An 18851-nucleotide genomic window follows, 5' to 3' on the forward strand; every position below is an offset into this window, starting at 1 on the left:
ACGAGTAAGGTGATTTTTTTGATTCTTTATGAAACCGAGTGAAATTCAACTGCTTCTTCTGTATTGATAATCCTATCTTTATATATACCTTTTATTGAAATGTAAATGATAGATTTGTTTATGTTTTTTAACTTTCCTAATGAAAAATGATAAAGCAATCCATTACTTTTTAAAGTCCACATCTTCCCACTCCATGGACCAGTAGCTTTTTGTTCATCCGACGCCTTGATTTCACCTTCATATTCGCATTCTCCCAAAGGAGTTTTAATTGTATTCTTCTCTGTATCAATTCGAATATTTTTAATTAGATTCAAATTTTCATCAGAGAGAATTTGAATTTCATGATCTTTCTTTTTAAAAAAGAGTTTTCCGTCTTTGGTATTTATATATTCTGCATTATCCATTTTATCTATCATAAAATCATATTCTTCTTTTGTAATACCTAAGTTTTGATGATAAGGAAACGTTTTTTCGGTATAATTTCTTCTTCGGCATACTTCAAATACCAATCTAAATTATTTGTAATACTATCGCTCATTTTATTTCCGATTTTCTCTAATTTCTCTTTTATCTCATAAGGAAATTCAAGTGTCATAATATCCGCCGTCACTTCCGCATTCATAAGATGCGATGGAATATACTCTTCCACGCTATTCGCTTTACTCACTTCACTTTGACAACCAACTATAAATAGCGATATGAAAAAGATATATATTATTTTTTTATATTTCATTTCTATTCTCCACTCCATACATTATTCTTACTTAGTTTTATAGCGGTTTTCATTATAGTATAAAATCTTTATATTTTAATAAAAATACATATCCTTATGCAAAATTGCATATTAATATGTATTCTTCTTACTTTAAAATTAGCTTAAATAACTTTCCAAATTATACAAATAACAAGTTTAAAATGTTATAATTTTCAAAAAAAAAAAAAAAACCATTGGAGGATATTATGAAAGCTCACGCAATTTTCGATTTCTTACATTTACTAGTCTTAACGCTGAAAAGCTATTATGTATGGGGAATGCCTATCTATGTCTTCATTATTCCTCTTATCTTTGTAGTCGGTTATATTATTATTAATTCTAATAAGAAACAAAAAAATACATCTATTCAAAGTCACTAATCTATTACATTAATAACCTCCTAAAAATCATATTCCCCTCATTTTCTTCAAATGATATGATGAACAAGGGTATATCCCCACCACTCTTATAGCGGTGGGGATTTTAATGTAAATATGCAACATACTACACAATAGAAGGTGATTTTTATGAGAAAATACGCAGCAATTGCTTTATGTACGTCTGCCATTCTAGCAGGCTGTAATACTAACAATGTAAGTCCAGAACCTAAAAAAGAGAAAACGGCTCAAGGGATTAAGAAACAAGAAGAGACTGTGCAAGAACAAGGTAAAATCTCACATAATTCAGTTACACACGAATCTACAAACACAAGTATTCATATTACAGACATAAAAGATTCTTTAAATGAAGTACAATATAAAATTTGGCGCACAGCTGATGGCAAGGAAAGTGCTAAATCTTTTTCTTCTAAAGAAAAAGAGAAACAATTCACACTTCCTTTTGATATAAAGGAATTTGAAGGAAAACGCGGTGAGTTCCAAATTGAAGCAACAGGAATGAAAGAAGATGGGAAAACAATCCCGCTTACGAAATCTACTATTACTTTCGAACAAAAGGTTCCTGTTCTTATGTATCACGCAATTGATGATTATCATGGTCAAGGCATTAAAGATTTATTCGTATCACCAGCTAACTTTGAAGCACAAATGAAACATTTAAAGGACAATGGTTATACGCTTTTAACGTTTGAACGCTGGGGCGATATAAATACAGTAAATAAACCGATTTTCGTTACATTTGATGACGGTATGAAAAATAATATGAATGCATTTCGCATTTTACAAAAGCTAAAAGATGATACTTTTAAACCGGCAGCAACAGAATATATGATTGTTGATAACGTTGATGTAGAAGGAGCATTGTCTACTTCTGAAATAAAAGAAATGGTTGATTCCGGCATTTTCTCGGTGCAATCTCATACTGCAACACATGCAGACTTACCGAAAATTACAAACTATGAGGAAGAGTTAAAAGGTTCAAAAGAAAAGCTAGAAAAAATAACAGGTAAGCCTGTTATCGCGATTGCTTATCCATTCGGTCATGTAGATGATAAGGTTGTTGCAGAAACGAAGAAGTATTATCAATTTGCGACGACGACAAAGCCTGGGCAATTCATTACGAAGGGTGAACCTGATGAATTGTTAAAGATGAAGCGCGTTCGTATACACCATACAACGACTGTAGAGCAGTTTGCTTCTTCAATTAAGTAAATATAAGGGCTCAATACATTTTGAGCTCTCTTTTTACTTTATATTTATATATATTTTTAGAATTTTCTTGTATTATATATAGTAAGAAATCTTTCAAATTAAAGGAGATTATACATATGTCATTTGAACAAACGTTAGAGAAATATGCTGCTCTTGCAGTTAATGTTGGTGTTAATATTCAACCTGGACAAACTTTATCAATTAGTGCACCTCTTGAAGCTGTACAATTTGTACGCCTCGTTACAGAAAAAGCATATAAATCTGGTGCAAAACACGTATATGTAGATTGGAATGATGAGACGTTAACACGCTTAAAATTCGATCTAGCTCCTGAAGAAGCTTTCGCTGAATTTCCATCTTGGAAAGCACATGCTCGTGAAGAATTAGCAAAAGAAGGCGCTGCATTTATGTCTATCTATGCGGAAAACCCTGATTTATTAAAAGGTGTAGAACCATCGCGTATCGCAACAGCTCATAAAGTAGCTGGAGAAGCAATGAAAGTATACCGTGATTACGTACAAGCAGATAAAGTAAGCTGGTGTGTCATTTCTGTTCCTACGAAAGAATGGGCTGCGAAAGTATTCCCTGACGTAGCGCCAGAAGAACAAGAAGCAAAGTTATGGGATGCTATTTTCAAAGCTACTCGTGCTGATTTAGAAAATCCTGTAGAAGCATGGAAAGAACATGATGAAACATTACATACAAAAGTGGATTACCTAAACGAAAAGCATTATAAAGCTCTTCACTATACAGGTCCTGGAACAGATTTAACAATCGAACTTCCAGAAAAACATGTATGGGCTGGTGCTGGTAGCTTAAATGAAAAGAACGTACCATTTATGGCTAATATTCCAACTGAAGAAGTATTTACAATGCCACTTAAAACAGGTGTAAACGGCCAAGTTTCTAGTACAAAACCGTTAGTATTTGCAGGTAATATTATCGATAATTTCACGTTAACATTTGAAAACGGACGTATCGTAGACTATAAAGCTGAAGCTGGTGAAGAAGCTTTAAAACATTTAGTAGAAACAGATGAAGGTTCTCACTTCTTAGGGGAAGTAGCTTTAGTACCTCATGACTCACCAATTTCAAACACAAATGTTTTATTCTACAATACACTATTTGACGAAAATGCATCTTGCCACCTTGCGATTGGAAATGCTTACGCATTTAACTTAGTTGGCGGAAAAACAATGTCTAAAGAAGAACTTGCTGAAAACGGCGCAAACGCTAGTATTACACACAACGACTTCATGATTGGATCAGCTGAGCTTGATATTGACGGTATTACTGCTGATGGCAGACATGAACCTATCTTCCGTAAAGGTAACTGGGCGTTTTAAATTTATTACCATAAAGAAACACATTGGATAATCCAATGTGTTTCTTTATTTATTTGGTTTCAATTCAAATTTTATTGTTCTATTTTCACGCGTAAACTCTGGTCTATACGTAGCGATATACGTATTTTCTTTCGCTACGTCAAATAGCATGATATCTTGAATTTTTTCTTCTGGTGCTAACTTTTTACTAATAAAGCTATCAGGGTTATTATATTCTTTAAATCTTGTACCTTTCTTATCGGTAATCTCAAATTCATAAAATGCAAAAGGTATTTCCTTTTTACTATTATTTTCTACTTTGAAAATAATCCCCAAAATCTCCTCTTTCTTTTTATCCTCATCATAATCCGGATATCCTAATTTAACTGAATCGATAGTTACTTGCAAACCATCTACGTCTACTGTCTCCCCTATTTTATACACTTTATCTTGAACATCTTCTTGTTTACTTTCATTACTATCTTTAGTCTCAGTGCAAGCACTTAAACTAAAAGCTATGCCAAAAATTAAAACAATTTGACTCACCTTTTTTAACATACTCTTTCCCCCACATAAGACAATATTTCATATGTATCATAACAAAATGCTTTACGCTTTCTTGTCATATTTTGTCGTATTAATTGCTAACTGCACAAATAGAAAAAAGCTATCTTCTACAAAAGATAGCTTTCATGATGCCGATGAAACCTTAAGCCCAATGACACCCAAAACAATAAAAAGAATACAAAATGCTTGAAATAAACTAATATGCTCTTTAAAAAAGTACACACTAATGATTGTAATAAGTAATGTTCCAACGCCAGACCAAATAGCATAAGCAATACTTAAATGGATCTTTTTCACAACGATGGCGAACACGCTGAAACAAATTCCATAAAACACGAAAATCAGTACACTTGGAACGAGCTTTGTTAAACCATTTGATAGTTTCATCGCAATTGTTCCAGCTACTTCAAAAATAATTGTAACAAGTAATAATAGCCAATATACCATACTAGAATCTCCTTCTCTGTTACCTTATAGAGATTCTAGTATACTACTTATAGTCCCAATGAAATATATTTAATTTCTAAATATTCCTCGATGCCGAAATGGCCTCCTTCACGGCCGATACCACTTTCTTTAAATCCACCGAATGGTGCTTGTGCAACTGATGGAAGACCGTCGTTTAGACCGATAATACCGTACTCTAACGCTTCACTAATTTGGAATGCTTGGCTAATGTCTTTCGTGAAAATATACGCAGCTAAACCGTATGGTGTATTATTTGCACGTTCGATTACTTCATCAACTGTTTTGAATTTCGCAACTGGTGCCACTGGCCCAAATGTTTCTTCATTCATACAAAGCATCGTATCATTTGCCAACCCAATTACAGTCGGTTGAATGAAATGTCCCTCTAACTCTGCGACCTTTTGACCACCATATAAAACTGTTCCACCTTTTTGAATAGCATCTTCAATATGTTCTTGTACTTTTGAAACTGCATTCTCATCAATAAGTGGCCCAACAGTCGTTCCGTCACCGAAACCGTCTCCTACTTTCAACTGCCCTACTGCCTTTTGGAACTTCTCTACAAATACTTCGTATACTTCTTCTTGAACGAATACTCGGTTTGTACATATACACGTTTGTCCTGCGTTACGGAATTTCGAACCAATCACCGCTTCTACTGCTTTATCTAAATCTGCATCATTCATTACGATAAACGGAGCGTGACCACCTAACTCAAGTGAAACTTTTTTCATCGTTTGCGCCGCACTAGCCATTAACTCTTTCCCAATTTCCGTTGACCCTGTAAAGGACACTTTTCGAACGCGACTATCTTCCATCCATGTATCAGCAATTGCTTTTGCACTACCTGTTACGATATTGATTACGCCCTTTGGAATATCTGCTTCATGGGCTAATTCCGCTAATTTCAATGCAGTTAGCGGCGTTTGACTTGCCGGTTTCACAACGGCTGTACAGCCTGCTGCAAGCGCTGGGGCTACCTTTCTCGTAATCATAGCAGCTGGGAAGTTCCAAGGTGTAATAGCTGCCATAACGCCAACTGGTTGCTTCATAACTAAAATGCGCTTATTCGGATGAGAAGCAGGAATCATTTCACCATATACACGTTTCCCTTCTTCTGCATACCATTCAACAAAACTATTTGCATAATTTACTTCACCAAGCGCTTCTGCAAACGGCTTTCCTTGTTCCTTCGTCATAAGCGCTGCGATCTCTTCTTTATTTTTATCAATAAGCATGAACCACTTTTTTAACTTCGTTGCACGATCTGCTGCCGTTAACTTAGACCACGTTTTAAAAGCTTCATGTGCAGCATCAACAGCTTGCTTTGCCTCTGTTACTCCGCCTTTTGGTACAGTTGCAAATATTTCCTTCGTCGCAGGATTATTTACTTCAATTTGTTCTTGTAGTGTAATCCACTCACCATTTATATACATCGCCTTTTTATCTATACTTACGAAAGTCGCCTTTTTATCCAATGTTTTCTTCCTCCTCTATGAACTTCTTAATTTTCCTAGTAGCAGCAGATTGACTAATTTGCAAAAACTCAGCTACTTTATAACTTGATCCATACGTTTTATACGCTTTAAGAATAATATTTCTCTCTACCTCTTCCAGCATTTTATAAAGGCTTTGCCCCGATTGTTCAACTGCAACCTCTTGCATAGAGAGTGGCAAATCCTCTACCGTTACAACATCATCGACAGTAATAACAATTCTCTCAATTACATTCTCTATTTCTCTATTGTTTCCTTCCCACGGATATCCAACAAACATTTGTAACGTACTCGGCGCTAGTTTCACATCACGTCCGTATTTTTTATTAAAGTGCTGCAAGTAATGATAAATAAGCGGTAAAATATCTTCTGTTCTTTCCCTAAGCGGGGGAATTGCAATTGGAATGACATTCAAACGATAGTATAAATCTTTCCGAAATGTTCCTTGTTTCACCATCATACTTAAATCTCTATTTGTTGCCGCCACAATTCGAACATCCACTTTTTTTAATTCTCTTCCCCCTATAGGACGAAATGTTTTTTCTTGCAATACTTGCAAAAGCTTTGCTTGAATTTCAATCGGCATTTCACCGATTTCATCTAAAAAAAGAGTTCCTTTATGCGCGGATTCTAATAGTCCTTTTTTCCCTTCACGATTCGCACCTGTAAAAGATCCACCTGAATATCCAAAAAGCTCTGATTCAATTAAATTAGTTGGCAATGCCGCACAATTAATTTCATAGAAACTTTCATGCTTACGGTGACTCACTTCATGTAAATGGCGTACCAATCGACTTTTTCCTACTCCAGTCTCGCCTAAAACGAGAACAGTACTATCCACTACAGATACTTTTTTGATTGTATCGACTATTTTTTGCATAGCTAGACTTTTAAAAATCAGTCCTTCATGCTCATATGTTTCTCTTAATTCTTTTTTATATGTTTTTAGCTGATTATCCATTTCCTCTACCTTTTGACGTAATTGATAGAGTTCAGTAAGGTCGCGAGAATAACTAATCACTCTTCTTAAATTTCCCTCATCATCAAAAACAGGCCTTGTACGAACGTGTAAATACTCTCCTGATTTTGTAGTTTGAACGAGTTCAATTGGCCTCTTTTTTTCAATCACTTCTAATGTCGCTGATGGATAAAAGATTCCATCCTTTTGTAGTTCTTTTACATGCTTACCAACTAACTCTTCGGCAGCTAGTTGGTAGTGCCTTTCACATGTACTATTTACACGCACAACGATCCCTTGCTCATCTGTAACAAAAATTTCGTCAAACGCATATTCAAATACATCTTTTAAATCCATTAACACTCGTTCCTTTTCTGCAACCATCCTAGCCACCCCTAACTTCAAATCCATCGATCCACTTCACTACCTTTATTATAAAGTGAATTTTCTGCATTTAATATAGAGTCAGCTAGAATGTTTGCTATTTATACTTCAGTTTTTAAACGCGAGCGATGTTTGTTTGTTCATAACAAGCTTGCAACGATTCTTCAATTATTGTTAATCCTTCTTCAAGTTGCTCATCTGTAATAACTAAAGGCATTAACACACGGATAACATTTCCATATGTTCCTGCTGATAATAACAGTAACCCACGCTTATTTGCTTCTGCACATAGATTAGCCGTTAACGTTTTGTCAGGTGCTTTCGTCTTACAATCTTGAACGACCTCAAATGCACACATTGCACCTAACCCACGCACATCGCCGATGCAATGATATTTATTTTTCATCTCTTCGAATCGGTTCATTACGACTTTTCCTAATTCTATCGCTCTATCATTTAATTTCTCATTTTCTATTACATCGAGAACAGCTAATGCAGCCGCACATCCTAGTGGACTTCCTGCATACGTTCCACCAAGTTCACCTGGTGCAGACTCATTCATAATTTCTTTACGTCCAATGACACCACTTATCGGTACACCAGCACCTAACGATTTAGACACTGTAATTAAATCTGGAACGACATCATAGTGATCAATTGCAAAATATTTTCCTGTACGACTAAAGCCTGTTTGTATTTCATCCGCTACAAATAAGATGCCGTTCTCTGAACAAATGCGGCGTACTTCTTGAACAAATTTCTTACTTGGGACGATAAATCCACCTTCCCCTTGAACAGGTTCCATTACAACAGCTGCAATTGTTTCTGGTGCTACTTCCGATATGAAGAAGTTCTTAAACTCTTCAATAATAAAATCATCATACTGCTCTTCCGTTAATCCCTCTGGGCGACGGTATTCGTATGGAAATGGTGCTTTATATACTTCTGGAGCAAAGGGACCAAACCCAAATTTATATGGCTTCACTTTACTTGTCATCGTCATTGTCATTAATGTACGCCCGTGGAAACCTTTAGAAAATGCGATAATACCAGGTCTCTTCGTATATTTACGAGCGATCTTCACCGCGTTCTCAACTGCTTCTGCACCACTATTTAAAAAGAGGACTTGCTTATCGAAACTTCCTGGTGCCAATGCCGCAAGCTTTTCCGCTAATTCAATATATGGCTCATACATCATGACATTAAATCCAGTATGAATGTATTGATCGACTTGTTTATGGAGCGCTTCTTTAACCGCTGGATGACAATGCCCTACGTTAATTGTCCCGATTGCTCCTGCAAAATCAATGTACTGATTACCATCAACATCTGTTACAAGAGCACCATTTGCAGATTGTACAAACGTTGGGATGCCGTTACTTACTCCTTTTGGTACTATATTTTGACGGCGTTCTAATAAAGATGCCGCTTTCGGTCCTGGAATTTGTTCATTTACTTTAGCAAATTTTTTTGTGTTCATTGCGTACCCCATCCTTTTCTTTACATTGTTTTCTCTTTTTATTGCAAAATGTATGCCAACTTTCTTTTCTAGCATTTATCCTATATTCTTTGTATCCAGGCATAAAAAATAAGTCTATAAAGACTCATTAAGAGTCTTTATAGACTTATTTTCCTTACACATTAGACTTTTCTTTCTCCCAGAAAAACTCACCCGATTGAGAAATAAACTCTCCAACAGAATCTAACACTAAATCAGAAAGTGGTTCTAATGTTGGACGGTCTCCCGTACCAGATAGCACCCCAATTGCATAGCAATCGCCATTTTTGGCTAAATGTAAATCAGTTGGCGTATCTCCAACAACCGCAACCTCACATGATGCTAAATTAAATTTCTCACAAAACACTTCTATAATCTTTTTATCTGGTTTTTGCGCAGGGAATGTATCCGAGGCTATAATATAATCAAAAAAGTTCTCCAACTTATATTGTCTTAAAAATAATTCTGTTGGTGCGAAATCATCCGCCGTGACAACCCCTAATATAAATCCTTTATCTTTTAATGCCTGTAACACTTTCGGTAAATCTGCTGTCATTTTCATATGCGAACGATGCTCATACATAAGGGAAAATAACTTCTCACTTACCCAATGATGCATCTCTTCTTCTCTAGCAGACTCAATATAATTACAAAGCCCCTTCGCTACATCAAGGCTTGTTCCAGCAGCTATTGCACTCCTCGGATTAACAAATGCTCCCTCTACACCAATCTCTTCTAATAAGGTTTGCCGCATTGTACTTGGTAAATGATATAAACTTATACATTCAGCTACAAGTTCTTCAGCTACTTTTATCCATATTGAATGAAAATCCATTAATGTCCCATCTTTATCAAATAATATCGCCTTTACCTTCTCCATAGCACCCTACCTCTCATTTCTTATCTCTTCCAGTGTATCAATAAAGTATGGATGTAAAATAAAAGAATTGTAAAAATACCATAAAAATCAAACTAACTCCCAATTTACAATTCATTTTAACAAAGTAAAAAGGATGCCTTTACAGGGCATCCTCTTGATGTTCAGGAACAAATAGTTCTAAACAATGATATATATTTTCGAATTCCATCGGTGCATCTCCACCATACTCACCATCTAAATTAATCATTAGTTTATCTGGTGAATGTACTTTAATTCGGTTCGCTTGTGTATATAACACTTTTGGATTATTAATATGTTCACCACGTTGTGCTTGTGTTGCTGCTTTAATTAAATCAGCGATAGAACCTTTTTTCAGTACTAATAGGTCAAATAACCCATCGTTAATAGATGCATACGGTGCTACCTTTTCAAATCCACCTACTGAACGGGTATTCGTAATTAAAAACATCGTAATTTCTTCTTGTAGTAACTTTCCATCATACTCAATTTCAACATATGTCGGATGCAATGATGGTAACATCTCGATACCTTTTAGGTAATAAGCAAGTTGTCCTAATACTGTCTTTAACTTACTCGGTACTTCGTATGTTAATTCTGTAATACGACCGCCACCAGCGATGTTAATAAAATATGTATCGTTCGCTCTACCAAGGTCTAATGGCACTGTTTTTCCTTCGCAAATAATATCTGCTGCCTCTTCAATAGAACGAGGTACACCAATTGCACGTGCAAAGTCATTTGTCGTTCCAACTGGAATAATTCCAAATTTCGGACGGAATTCATGCCCAACTAAACCGTTTACTACTTCATTTAATGTACCGTCGCCACCAGCCGCAATAACAACATCAAACTTACGATCCGCAGCTTGCCTCGCCGCCACAGTAGCGTCTCCAGGACCCGTTGTCGCATGACAAGATGTCTCATAGCCAGCTTGTTCTAATTTTTGTAATACTTCTGGTAAGCTCTTCTTAAATAGCTCACGCCCCGAAGTAGGATTATAAATAATTCTTGCTCGCTTCATCATTTATTAGCACAGGAAATTTCTTTATGTATCGAAAAAGAACATACTGAACTTCTATTCAGTATTCCCATGCCTACCTCCTCTCATCTTGCTATCCTTCTTTTATCCCGCTCAAACAGGCAGTAAGAACCCGATTCGTGTAGTCCATCAAAAGTAAATATTCATTTCAATGGTTTTTTATTTGACTCCAAAATTTATCCCGCTATTTGCGGGCAGTAAATGCCCGATTGGTGAGGGCTAATAATCAATGGTGGATGAACCTCCTACTGATTAAAGTTTCACTTTATTTCTATCCATTCTTCCATAAAAATTTACATATAACGAATAACAACTATCTATTATTTCATGAGATGAAAAAAACCTCTATGTTTAGATTTATCATTATTCCCACCTTTTTGCAACTATCATACCATAGTTGCTATACAAACATTTTTCCACTTTTGACAGTTAATCAAACGTTTGTTTAAACGATTTTGTCTCATTTAAACAAACGTTTGATTAACCTAGAAAAACACCCATGTACGGGTGTTTTTCTGCTTAATCTTTAAAAGTCACTACTATTATCGCTTATTAATCTCTTCAAGTAAGATTTTGTTAACAAGTGGTGGATTTGCTTGTCCTTTTGTAGCTTTCATAATTTGACCAACTAAGAAGCCAATTGCACGGTCTTTACCGTTTTTAAAGTCTTCGATAGATTGCTCATTATTATCAAGAATTTCTGTTACAACTTTACGAAGTGTACCCTCGTCAGAAATTTGAACAAGACCTTTCGCTTTAACGATTTCTTCTGGGTCTCCACCTTTTTCAATTAATTCGTTAAATACTTTCTTCGCGATTTTAGAAGAAATTGTACCTTTTTCAATTAATTGAACCATTTTAGATAAACCAGCAGGCGTTAATGCAACGTCTTTTAATTCTTTTTGTTGTTTGTTTAAGTATGCAAGTACTTCACCCATTAACCAGTTCGATGTTAATTTCGCATCAGCACCGTCTGCAACAGTTGCTTCAAAGAAATCAGACATCTCTTTCGTTAATGTTAACACGTGTGCATCATAAGCTGGTAAGCCTAATTCTGCAACGTAGCGAGCTTTACGTGCATCTGGAAGTTCTGGAATAGAAGCTCGAACTGCTTCTTTCCACTCATCATCGATGTAAAGTTCAACTAAGTCTGGCTCCGGGAAGTAACGGTAATCGTCAGATCCTTCTTTCACACGCATTAAGATTGTTTTCTTTGTTGCTTCATCATAACGACGTGTTTCTTGTTGGATGATGCCACCAGATAACAGTTCTTTTTCTTGGCGCACTTGCTCATGCTCAAGACCTTTTTGTACGTAAGTGAATGAGTTTAAGTTTTTCAGTTCCGCTTTTGTACCGAACTTCTCTTGTCCAACTGGACGAAGGGAAATGTTCGCATCACAACGTAAGGAACCTTCTTCCATCTTACAATCAGATACACCAGTGTATTGAATGATTGATTTTAACTTCTCTAAGTATGCATATGCTTCTTCTGGCGTACGCATATCTGGCTCAGATACGATCTCGATTAAAGGCATACCTTGACGGTTGTAGTCTACTAATGAACCATCAGCTGTATGCGTTGATTTACCAGCATCTTCTTCTAAATGAAGACGTGTAATACCGATACGTTTCTTTTTACCGTCTACTTCGATTTCAATCCAACCATTTTCACCAATTGGCTTATCAAATTGAGAGATTTGGTAAGCTTTCGGGTTATCTGGATAGAAATAGTTTTTACGGTCAAACTTCGTTTCCGTTGCGATTTCACAGTTTAATGCCATTGCAGCTTTCATTGCAAAGTTAACTGCTTCTTTATTTAAAGTAGGAAGTACCCCTGGGTATCCTAAGTCAATTACACTTGTTTGTGTATTTGGCTCCGCTCCGAATTCTGTTGGACTCGCAGAGAAAATTTTCGAATTTGTTTTTAACTCAACGTGAACCTCTAAACCAATAATTGTTTCTAAATTCATCTATGCTCGCCTCCTTACAGACTTGCTTTTTTTGTATGATAGTCTGTTGCTTGCTCAAACGCATGTGCAACGCGGTAAATTGTCGCTTCATCGAAGTGTTTACCAATGATTTGTAGACCAAGTGGCATGTTGTTAGCACCGAATCCACATGGAACAGAAATCGCTGGAACACCCGCTAAGTTTACTGGGATTGTTAAAATGTCATTTGCATACATTGTCATTGGATCATCAACTTTTTCGCCCACTTTAAATGCCGGAGTTGGCGTTGTTGGTCCAATAATAACATCATAGTTAGCAAATACATTTTCAAAGTCGTTTTTAATTAATGTACGTACTTGTTGTGCTTTCTTGTAATATGCATCATAGTAACCAGAGCTAAGCGCAAATGTACCAAGCATAATACGACGTTTAACTTCATCACCGAAACCTTCACTACGTGTGTTTTTGTAAAGATCTAATAAGTTATTTACATTATCAGAACGAACACCGTAACGCACGCCATCAAAGCGTGAAAGGTTCGCAGATGCTTCAGAAGAAGATAGTAAGTAATACGTTGCTAGAGCGTATTTAGAGTGTGGAAGCGATACTTCCTCCCAAGTTGCGCCCATACCTTCTAATACTTTTAAAGCAGCTAGTACTGACTCACGAGCTTCTTCGCCAACACCTTCGCCTAAGTATTCTTTCGGTACAGCAATGCGTAAACCTTTAACATCGCCTGTTAAACCAGCTAAATAGTTTCCAACTTCAACGTTTGCAGAAGTTGCATCCATGCGGTCAATACCTGAAATAGCTTGTAATAAGTATGCATTGTCTTCTACTGTACGTGTAATCGGTCCGATTTGGTCAAGTGAAGATGCGAATGCTACTAATCCGTAACGAGATACGCGTCCATAAGTTGGTTTTAAACCTACAACACCGCAATATGCAGCTGGCTGACGGATAGAACCACCCGTATCAGAACCTAGAGAGAATAGTACTTCTCCTGCTGCTACAGCTGCTGCAGAACCACCACTAGATCCGCCCGGAACGTAATCTAAGTTCCATGGGTTTTTCGTAGCGTAGAATCCTGAGTTTTCATTTGAAGAACCCATTGCGAACTCGTCCATGTTTAATTTACCGATTGTAATTGTGTCAGCAGCTTTTAGCTTTTGCACAACTGTCGCATCATAAATTGGATCGAAGTTTGCTAACATTTTGCTCGCACAAGTTGTACGAAGACCGTTAGTTACAATGTTATCTTTTACACCAATTGGCATACCGAATAATAAACCATTATCTTCAGCGCCGATTTTTGCATCTAATTCTTTCGCTTTTGCGCGTGCATTTTCTTCATCTAATGTAAGAAAAGCTTTTACGTTATCTTCAACATCCGCAATACGTTTGTAAGATTCTTCTACTAAATCCGTAACGGAAATTTCTTTGTTGTTTAACTTCTTATGTAACTCTGATACTGAATGATCAAATAATGACATCGAAATTCCCCTCCTCTATTCTAATACTGCTGGAACACGGATTTGATTATCTTTGTGATCCGGTGCATTTTTTAATACTTCTTCGACTGGTAAACCTTTTTCTGGTACATCTTCACGCATAACATTTTTCATAGTTAATACATGAGTTGTTGGTTTTACATCTGTTGTATCTAATTCATTTAACTGTTCTGCAAATGTAACAATTGCATCTAGTTGTTTTTGAAATTTTTCTGCTTCTTGATCAGTAATTGCAAGACGTGCTAAATGTGCTACGTGCTTTACATTCTCAACGGAAATTCTTGACACGGCTAGGCCACCTCCATAATATATCGTTCAATCTACAATACTATTGATGATACCAAATTTTCAGTACTTCAAGCAAGTCAACACAGAGTACTTACGCCATTTTTACATAAAAAAAGAAAGGCAAATGCCTTTCTTTACAATTTACTCTTTATCTAACGGTTTATTTTTCGGAAATCTCTCGTTATCTTCTTCATTATCACGAATTGTTTTTTGTAATACAAAACAAGACATCGTTAAAAATAATGTTCCAATTAAATAGTATCCTTTTACACTAAGCGTTTCATCTAACGTATAAATCCCAATTAGCATACCTGAAAGCGCACAAACAAATGAAGTCCATGCTAAAAACGTGAACGCTTGCGTATTACGTCTTCTCATCGTTCTCCCCCTCGTTAGCTGCATACCCATTATAGATAAGTATATTTACCATGATGGATTTTTATGTAAATTCTCGTTTTATATTTATAAATCTATCATAAAAGAATACTATTTTAAAGAAAGTTTTCTGCCTAATCTGAAAAAACAATTAAAATCATTGACAATTATTTCTATTCTACATAAAATAAAAATAAATATTACGAACCTCGAAATATACGGGAGTGGAATTAATTGTTGCAATATGAACATTTTTTAGACTTACTGCTAGATAACGCCAAGAAACTTTTCTATCCTGAAGAATGGGTAAGCCTAGATTTAACACTTTCTAAAACAGAAGTATTTTGTTTACTTTGGATGGAACGAAATACAGATATTACAATGACGAAAATTGCTGATCTTCTTGATATACCGATGAGTACAACAACGGGCGTTGTAAATCGCCTTGTAAAAAAGGGATATATTGAACGCTACCGTGATGAAAATGACCGACGTATTGTATTAATTCGGTTAACAGAAAACGGCGTAATGCTCGTTCAAGAAGTAAAACAAAATGCGGCCCATTACTTTAGCTTAGTAACAGAAGCATTATCAGAAGAAGAAAAAGCATTCTTACTACAAATCTTCCAAAAAATCATGAATCACATCGCTACGTCACAGCAAAAAACAGAAGAAAAGATTTCTACACCTAAAATGAAAAACATTCCGATTGAATAAAACCCTATCTGGGTTTTTATTCAACCATTTACTTCGACACTCGTAATATTCGACATTCGAAACAAAGGGGATATGAATGATGAGAATTATCTTGTATACAGGTAAAGGCGGCGTAGGAAAAACTAGCATTTCAGCAGCAACAGCAATTCAAAGTGCGAAACAAGGATTAAAAACATTAGTAATGAGCACAGATCCTGCTCATAGTTTAGGAGATTCATTTGGTATAAAGCTATCTTCTGAACCACTAGAAATTCGTGAAAATTTGTGGGCACAAGAAATTAATACGATTTATGAAATGGAAAAAGGCTGGGGAAAATTACAGAAATATATTACACTACTCTTCACTTCTAAAGCAGCTGATGATATTACAACAGAAGAATTAACGATGTTTCCCGGTATGGAAGATTTAATTAGCCTACTTCGCGTACTCGATTATTATAAGCAAGACACATATGATGTTATCATTATTGATTGTGCCCCTACAGGAGAAACATTAGCAATGCTAAGCTTTCCAGACATGCTCGGCTGGTGGATGGAAAAATTATTTCCTATTAAAAGAAAAGTTTTAAAAGTCGTTCGTCCTGTAGCTCAACCACTCCTTGGTGTCCCTCTTCCAACCGACGATATTATGGACGAATTAACAAGTACACTTGAACAGCTCGGAGAAATGAGAGATATTTTATCAAATCGAGAAGTAACAAGTATCCGCATCGTTGTAAATCCTGAAAAAATGGTCATTAAAGAAGCCCAGCGCAGCTTTACTTATTTGAATTTATACGATTATAACGTAGATGCCATTATGATTAACCGCGTCATCCCTAACACTGTCACCGATCCTTATTTTCAGGCATGGAAAGATACACAGAAGAAATATAAAACATTAATTAAAGATAGTTTTCAACCCCTTCCTATTTACGAAGCTCCAATGTTTGAACAAGAAGTTGTTGGTTTGTCTATGTTAGAACGTGTAGGAGATTCTTTATTTAAAACTGATCATTCCCCTACAGAAGTAAAATTTAACGGGCGCACTCAATATGTAAAAAAGGATGGCGATGAGTATATTTTCGTTCTGTCCATTCCCTTCTCAAACAAAAGTGAACTTTCCTTAAATCAAAAAGGTGATGAACTTATTATTCGAGCGGGTTCTGTTAAACGGAACATCACGTTACCAAAAACATTAACACACCTTTCTATTCAAGGAGCAAAATTTGAAGAAGATGTACTAAATATTCGGTTTGGAGGTGTAGTACATGCATGAGGAATTACTACGAAGGGTAATTCGTACAAAAGTAAAAGTCGGGATGCATATATTAGAAGAGCTACCTAATCCAATCCAACAATCAGCTAAGCAAATATTAAATATTTTACAAGAGGAACTAGCTGCTTATCTGAAAGAACGAGAGCATCATGAAGTTAATTTAAAAAATATCATAATTGAATAACCATCTCTGTATAGAGGGCCTTTTTTTAGGCTTTCTATACTTTATTGGAGTGATGTAAATTGATGAAAAAACATTCCACTACTATATTCTGGATCATTCCCTTATTATTTTTCATTCATAACCTTGAAGAAGCTTTCCAAATGCCACAATACCTTGCTAATCAATTTTCAATCCGTCTTATAACTAGCCAACAATTTTTCATCGCCATTTCCGTATTAACAATCTTTGTATTACTTATCGTCTTTCTATATCAACTTAACTTCTTGTCTTCTATATGCTGGATTATTTTTATACAAGGGGCCATCTTCTTCAACTCTGTTCAACATATTATTTTGTTTTTCATTTATCGCTCTTATAACCCCGGCGTAATATCAGCATTTTTCATTACTCTCTTTTCTATTTTCTTTTTTTTATCAAAAAAACACTTAATTCATCCAAAGCAATTCGTAATTACACTCCTTTTCAGCTTATTTTCTTATCCCATTATAATTTGGATCACCTTACTGTTCGCTAGCTACTTTCATTCATAAAAAAAGACCAGGAAAATTCCTGGTCTATCACTCTACTTAACAAACATTGGATTCTATGTTATACAAAATTGGAAGGTACAGAATTAGGGTTTGTTTGTTAAGTTTATATGTTGAACGAACTAACAGCGGAGGGGTTCCTTCTGTTAGTCCATTAAACCCAATGATTATTTTACGATTTTTTCAAGCTCATCAAGTGAAAGATCTACTGAAATGGAACCATCATTTGTTTCTTTCTTAATTGCGTCTGTTACTTCTTTTGAATGATATAGTTCAATTACTTTTTTCAATGTTGGATCATCTTTATCTTTCTTACGAGCTGCAAAAATATTAATATATGGCTTTGCATTTTCATTCTTTGGATCTTCTAAGAAAATAGGATCCTTCGCTGGATCTAATCCAGCTTGACCAGCAACACCGTTATTAATAACTGATGCCGCTACATCTTTTAACACACGAGGTGTTTGCTGTGCGATAACCGGTGTAATTTTTAATTTCTTCGGATTTTCAGCAATACCACTTGGATCTCCAAATAGACCAAAGTCTTTTTTAAGCTTTAATAATCCAGCTGCATCAAGAAGTTTTAATGCCCGTGCTTGGTTCGTTGGATCGTTTGGAATTGCAATTTCTGAACCATCTGGGATTTCATTTGCTTTCTTATATTTTTCAGAGTATAAACCCATTGGCGCAATTTGCGTTGTACCAACAGCTGTAATATCTAACTTATGCTCTTTTTTAAATTGCTCTAAGAAAGCAATATGCTGGAATGAGTTTAATTCAATATCTCCATCAGCTAACGCTTTATTTGGCGTTGTGTAATCAGAGAACTCGACCAGTTTAATCTTAATCCCTTCTTTTTCAGCTTTTTTCTTCAAAATTTCCCAAGCGTCTCCATCCGTTCCAGTTACACCGACGCGAACTACTTTTTCTTTCGCTCCTGCACCCGTGTCTCCACTTGAGCAGCCGCTTAATGCTGAGACTCCTACAATCGCTGATAATGCAAATGCTAAAATTTTCTTCATTTTCTTTTCCTCTCTTCCTT

19 protein-coding genes and 1 pseudogene are annotated in these 18851 nt (G+C 35.8%); 7 read left to right on the top strand and 13 right to left on the bottom strand.

What is annotated here, in order from left to right:
• Positions 1 to 26: 26 nt before the first annotated feature.
• A pseudogene (locus QO049_RS13360) lies at positions 27 to 733 on the bottom strand (hypothetical protein).
• A gap of 227 nt (positions 734 to 960) precedes the next feature.
• Between QO049_RS13360 and QO049_RS13365 the strand changes: the two are divergent.
• The 3 genes from QO049_RS13365 to QO049_RS13375 all read left to right on the top strand — a co-directional run bounded on the left by QO049_RS13365 (position 961) and on the right by QO049_RS13375 (position 3710).
• Positions 961 to 1134, top strand: coding sequence for a hypothetical protein (locus QO049_RS13365; RefSeq protein ID WP_000643592.1), 174 nt, complete (start codon positions 961 to 963; stop codon positions 1132 to 1134).
• Between the two features lie 147 nt (positions 1135 to 1281).
• On the top strand, positions 1282 to 2364 hold the full coding sequence (locus QO049_RS13370) for a polysaccharide deacetylase family protein (RefSeq protein ID WP_001233709.1): 1083 nt from the start codon (positions 1282 to 1284) through the stop codon (positions 2362 to 2364).
• A gap of 116 nt (positions 2365 to 2480) precedes the next feature.
• Positions 2481 to 3710, top strand: coding sequence for an aminopeptidase (locus tag QO049_RS13375; protein WP_000007357.1), 1230 nt, complete (start codon positions 2481 to 2483; stop codon positions 3708 to 3710).
• Positions 3711 to 3755: 45 nt separating this feature from the next.
• Here the strand turns inward: QO049_RS13375 and QO049_RS13380 are convergent, their stop codons facing one another.
• The 11 genes from QO049_RS13380 to QO049_RS13430 all read right to left on the bottom strand — a co-directional run bounded on the left by QO049_RS13380 (position 3756) and on the right by QO049_RS13430 (position 15126).
• Entirely contained in the window at positions 3756 to 4247 is a 492-nt protein-coding gene (locus tag QO049_RS13380) for a DUF4352 domain-containing protein (RefSeq protein ID WP_000915105.1), read from the bottom strand.
• Between the two features lie 132 nt (positions 4248 to 4379).
• Complete coding sequence (locus QO049_RS13385; RefSeq protein ID WP_000263262.1) at positions 4380 to 4703, bottom strand: DMT family transporter; 324 nt, start codon at positions 4701 to 4703, stop codon at positions 4380 to 4382.
• Positions 4704 to 4750: 47 nt separating this feature from the next.
• On the bottom strand, positions 4751 to 6202 hold the full coding sequence (gabD, locus tag QO049_RS13390) for an NADP-dependent succinate-semialdehyde dehydrogenase (protein ID WP_000358130.1): 1452 nt from the start codon (positions 6200 to 6202) through the stop codon (positions 4751 to 4753).
• Positions 6195 to 7562 (bottom strand): sigma-54 interaction domain-containing protein, encoded by a 1368-nt coding sequence (locus QO049_RS13395; RefSeq protein WP_000225133.1) that lies wholly within the window; start codon positions 7560 to 7562, stop codon positions 6195 to 6197. The genes gabD and QO049_RS13395 overlap by 8 nt, the downstream gene beginning before the upstream one ends.
• A 115-nt stretch (positions 7563 to 7677) precedes the next feature.
• A complete protein-coding gene (gene gabT / locus QO049_RS13400; protein WP_002102677.1) occupies positions 7678 to 9042 on the bottom strand; it encodes a 4-aminobutyrate--2-oxoglutarate transaminase in 1365 nt (454 codons plus the stop codon).
• A gap of 154 nt (positions 9043 to 9196) precedes the next feature.
• The gene (locus QO049_RS13405; RefSeq protein WP_246961784.1) at positions 9197 to 9940 is read right to left on the bottom strand and encodes an HAD family hydrolase; all 744 of its coding nucleotides are present in this window, start codon (positions 9938 to 9940) and stop codon (positions 9197 to 9199) included.
• A 139-nt stretch (positions 9941 to 10079) separates the two neighbouring features.
• The gene (locus tag QO049_RS13410) at positions 10080 to 10985 is read right to left on the bottom strand and encodes a diacylglycerol kinase (RefSeq protein WP_000977679.1); all 906 of its coding nucleotides are present in this window, start codon (positions 10983 to 10985) and stop codon (positions 10080 to 10082) included.
• Positions 10986 to 11542: 557 nt separating this feature from the next.
• Entirely contained in the window at positions 11543 to 12970 is a 1428-nt protein-coding gene (gene gatB, locus QO049_RS13415; protein ID WP_001047685.1) for an Asp-tRNA(Asn)/Glu-tRNA(Gln) amidotransferase subunit GatB, read from the bottom strand.
• A 14-nt stretch (positions 12971 to 12984) separates the two neighbouring features.
• Positions 12985 to 14442: an Asp-tRNA(Asn)/Glu-tRNA(Gln) amidotransferase subunit GatA gene (gene gatA / locus QO049_RS13420; RefSeq protein WP_000051441.1), complete on the bottom strand. Its 1458-nt coding sequence runs from the start codon at positions 14440 to 14442 to the stop codon at positions 12985 to 12987.
• A gap of 15 nt (positions 14443 to 14457) precedes the next feature.
• Positions 14458 to 14748 (bottom strand): Asp-tRNA(Asn)/Glu-tRNA(Gln) amidotransferase subunit GatC, encoded by a 291-nt coding sequence (gene gatC, locus QO049_RS13425; protein ID WP_000086999.1) that lies wholly within the window; start codon positions 14746 to 14748, stop codon positions 14458 to 14460.
• 141 nt (positions 14749 to 14889) lie between these two features.
• Positions 14890 to 15126, bottom strand: coding sequence for a YiaA/YiaB family inner membrane protein (locus QO049_RS13430; protein ID WP_001254393.1), 237 nt, complete (start codon positions 15124 to 15126; stop codon positions 14890 to 14892).
• Positions 15127 to 15357: 231 nt separating this feature from the next.
• On the opposite strand from QO049_RS13430, the gene QO049_RS13435 reads away from it, so the two are divergent.
• The 4 genes from QO049_RS13435 (at position 15358) to QO049_RS13450 (ending at position 17812) form a co-directional block, all read left to right on the top strand.
• On the top strand, positions 15358 to 15840 hold the full coding sequence (locus QO049_RS13435) for a MarR family winged helix-turn-helix transcriptional regulator (RefSeq protein ID WP_000942481.1): 483 nt from the start codon (positions 15358 to 15360) through the stop codon (positions 15838 to 15840).
• A 76-nt stretch (positions 15841 to 15916) separates the two neighbouring features.
• Positions 15917 to 17098, top strand: coding sequence for an ArsA family ATPase (locus tag QO049_RS13440; protein WP_002100673.1), 1182 nt, complete (start codon positions 15917 to 15919; stop codon positions 17096 to 17098).
• The gene (locus QO049_RS13445) at positions 17091 to 17282 is read left to right on the top strand and encodes a DUF3926 domain-containing protein (RefSeq protein ID WP_000544105.1); all 192 of its coding nucleotides are present in this window, start codon (positions 17091 to 17093) and stop codon (positions 17280 to 17282) included. Before QO049_RS13440 ends, QO049_RS13445 begins: the two co-directional genes overlap by 8 nt.
• A gap of 62 nt (positions 17283 to 17344) precedes the next feature.
• On the top strand, positions 17345 to 17812 hold the full coding sequence (locus tag QO049_RS13450) for an HXXEE domain-containing protein (RefSeq protein ID WP_001986283.1): 468 nt from the start codon (positions 17345 to 17347) through the stop codon (positions 17810 to 17812).
• 164 nt (positions 17813 to 17976) lie between these two features.
• Here the strand turns inward: QO049_RS13450 and QO049_RS13455 are convergent, their stop codons facing one another.
• Positions 17977 to 18831 carry a MetQ/NlpA family ABC transporter substrate-binding protein gene (locus QO049_RS13455; RefSeq protein WP_000721594.1) on the bottom strand — a complete coding sequence of 285 codons (855 nt, stop codon included), beginning with the start codon at positions 18829 to 18831 and terminating at the stop codon, positions 17977 to 17979.
• Positions 18832 to 18851: the final 20 nt, after the last annotated feature.

The organism is Bacillus sp. RB3 (genome assembly GCF_030164735.1).
In the GTDB taxonomy this organism is placed as follows: Bacteria; Bacillota; Bacilli; order Bacillales; family Bacillaceae_G; genus Bacillus_A; species Bacillus_A cereus.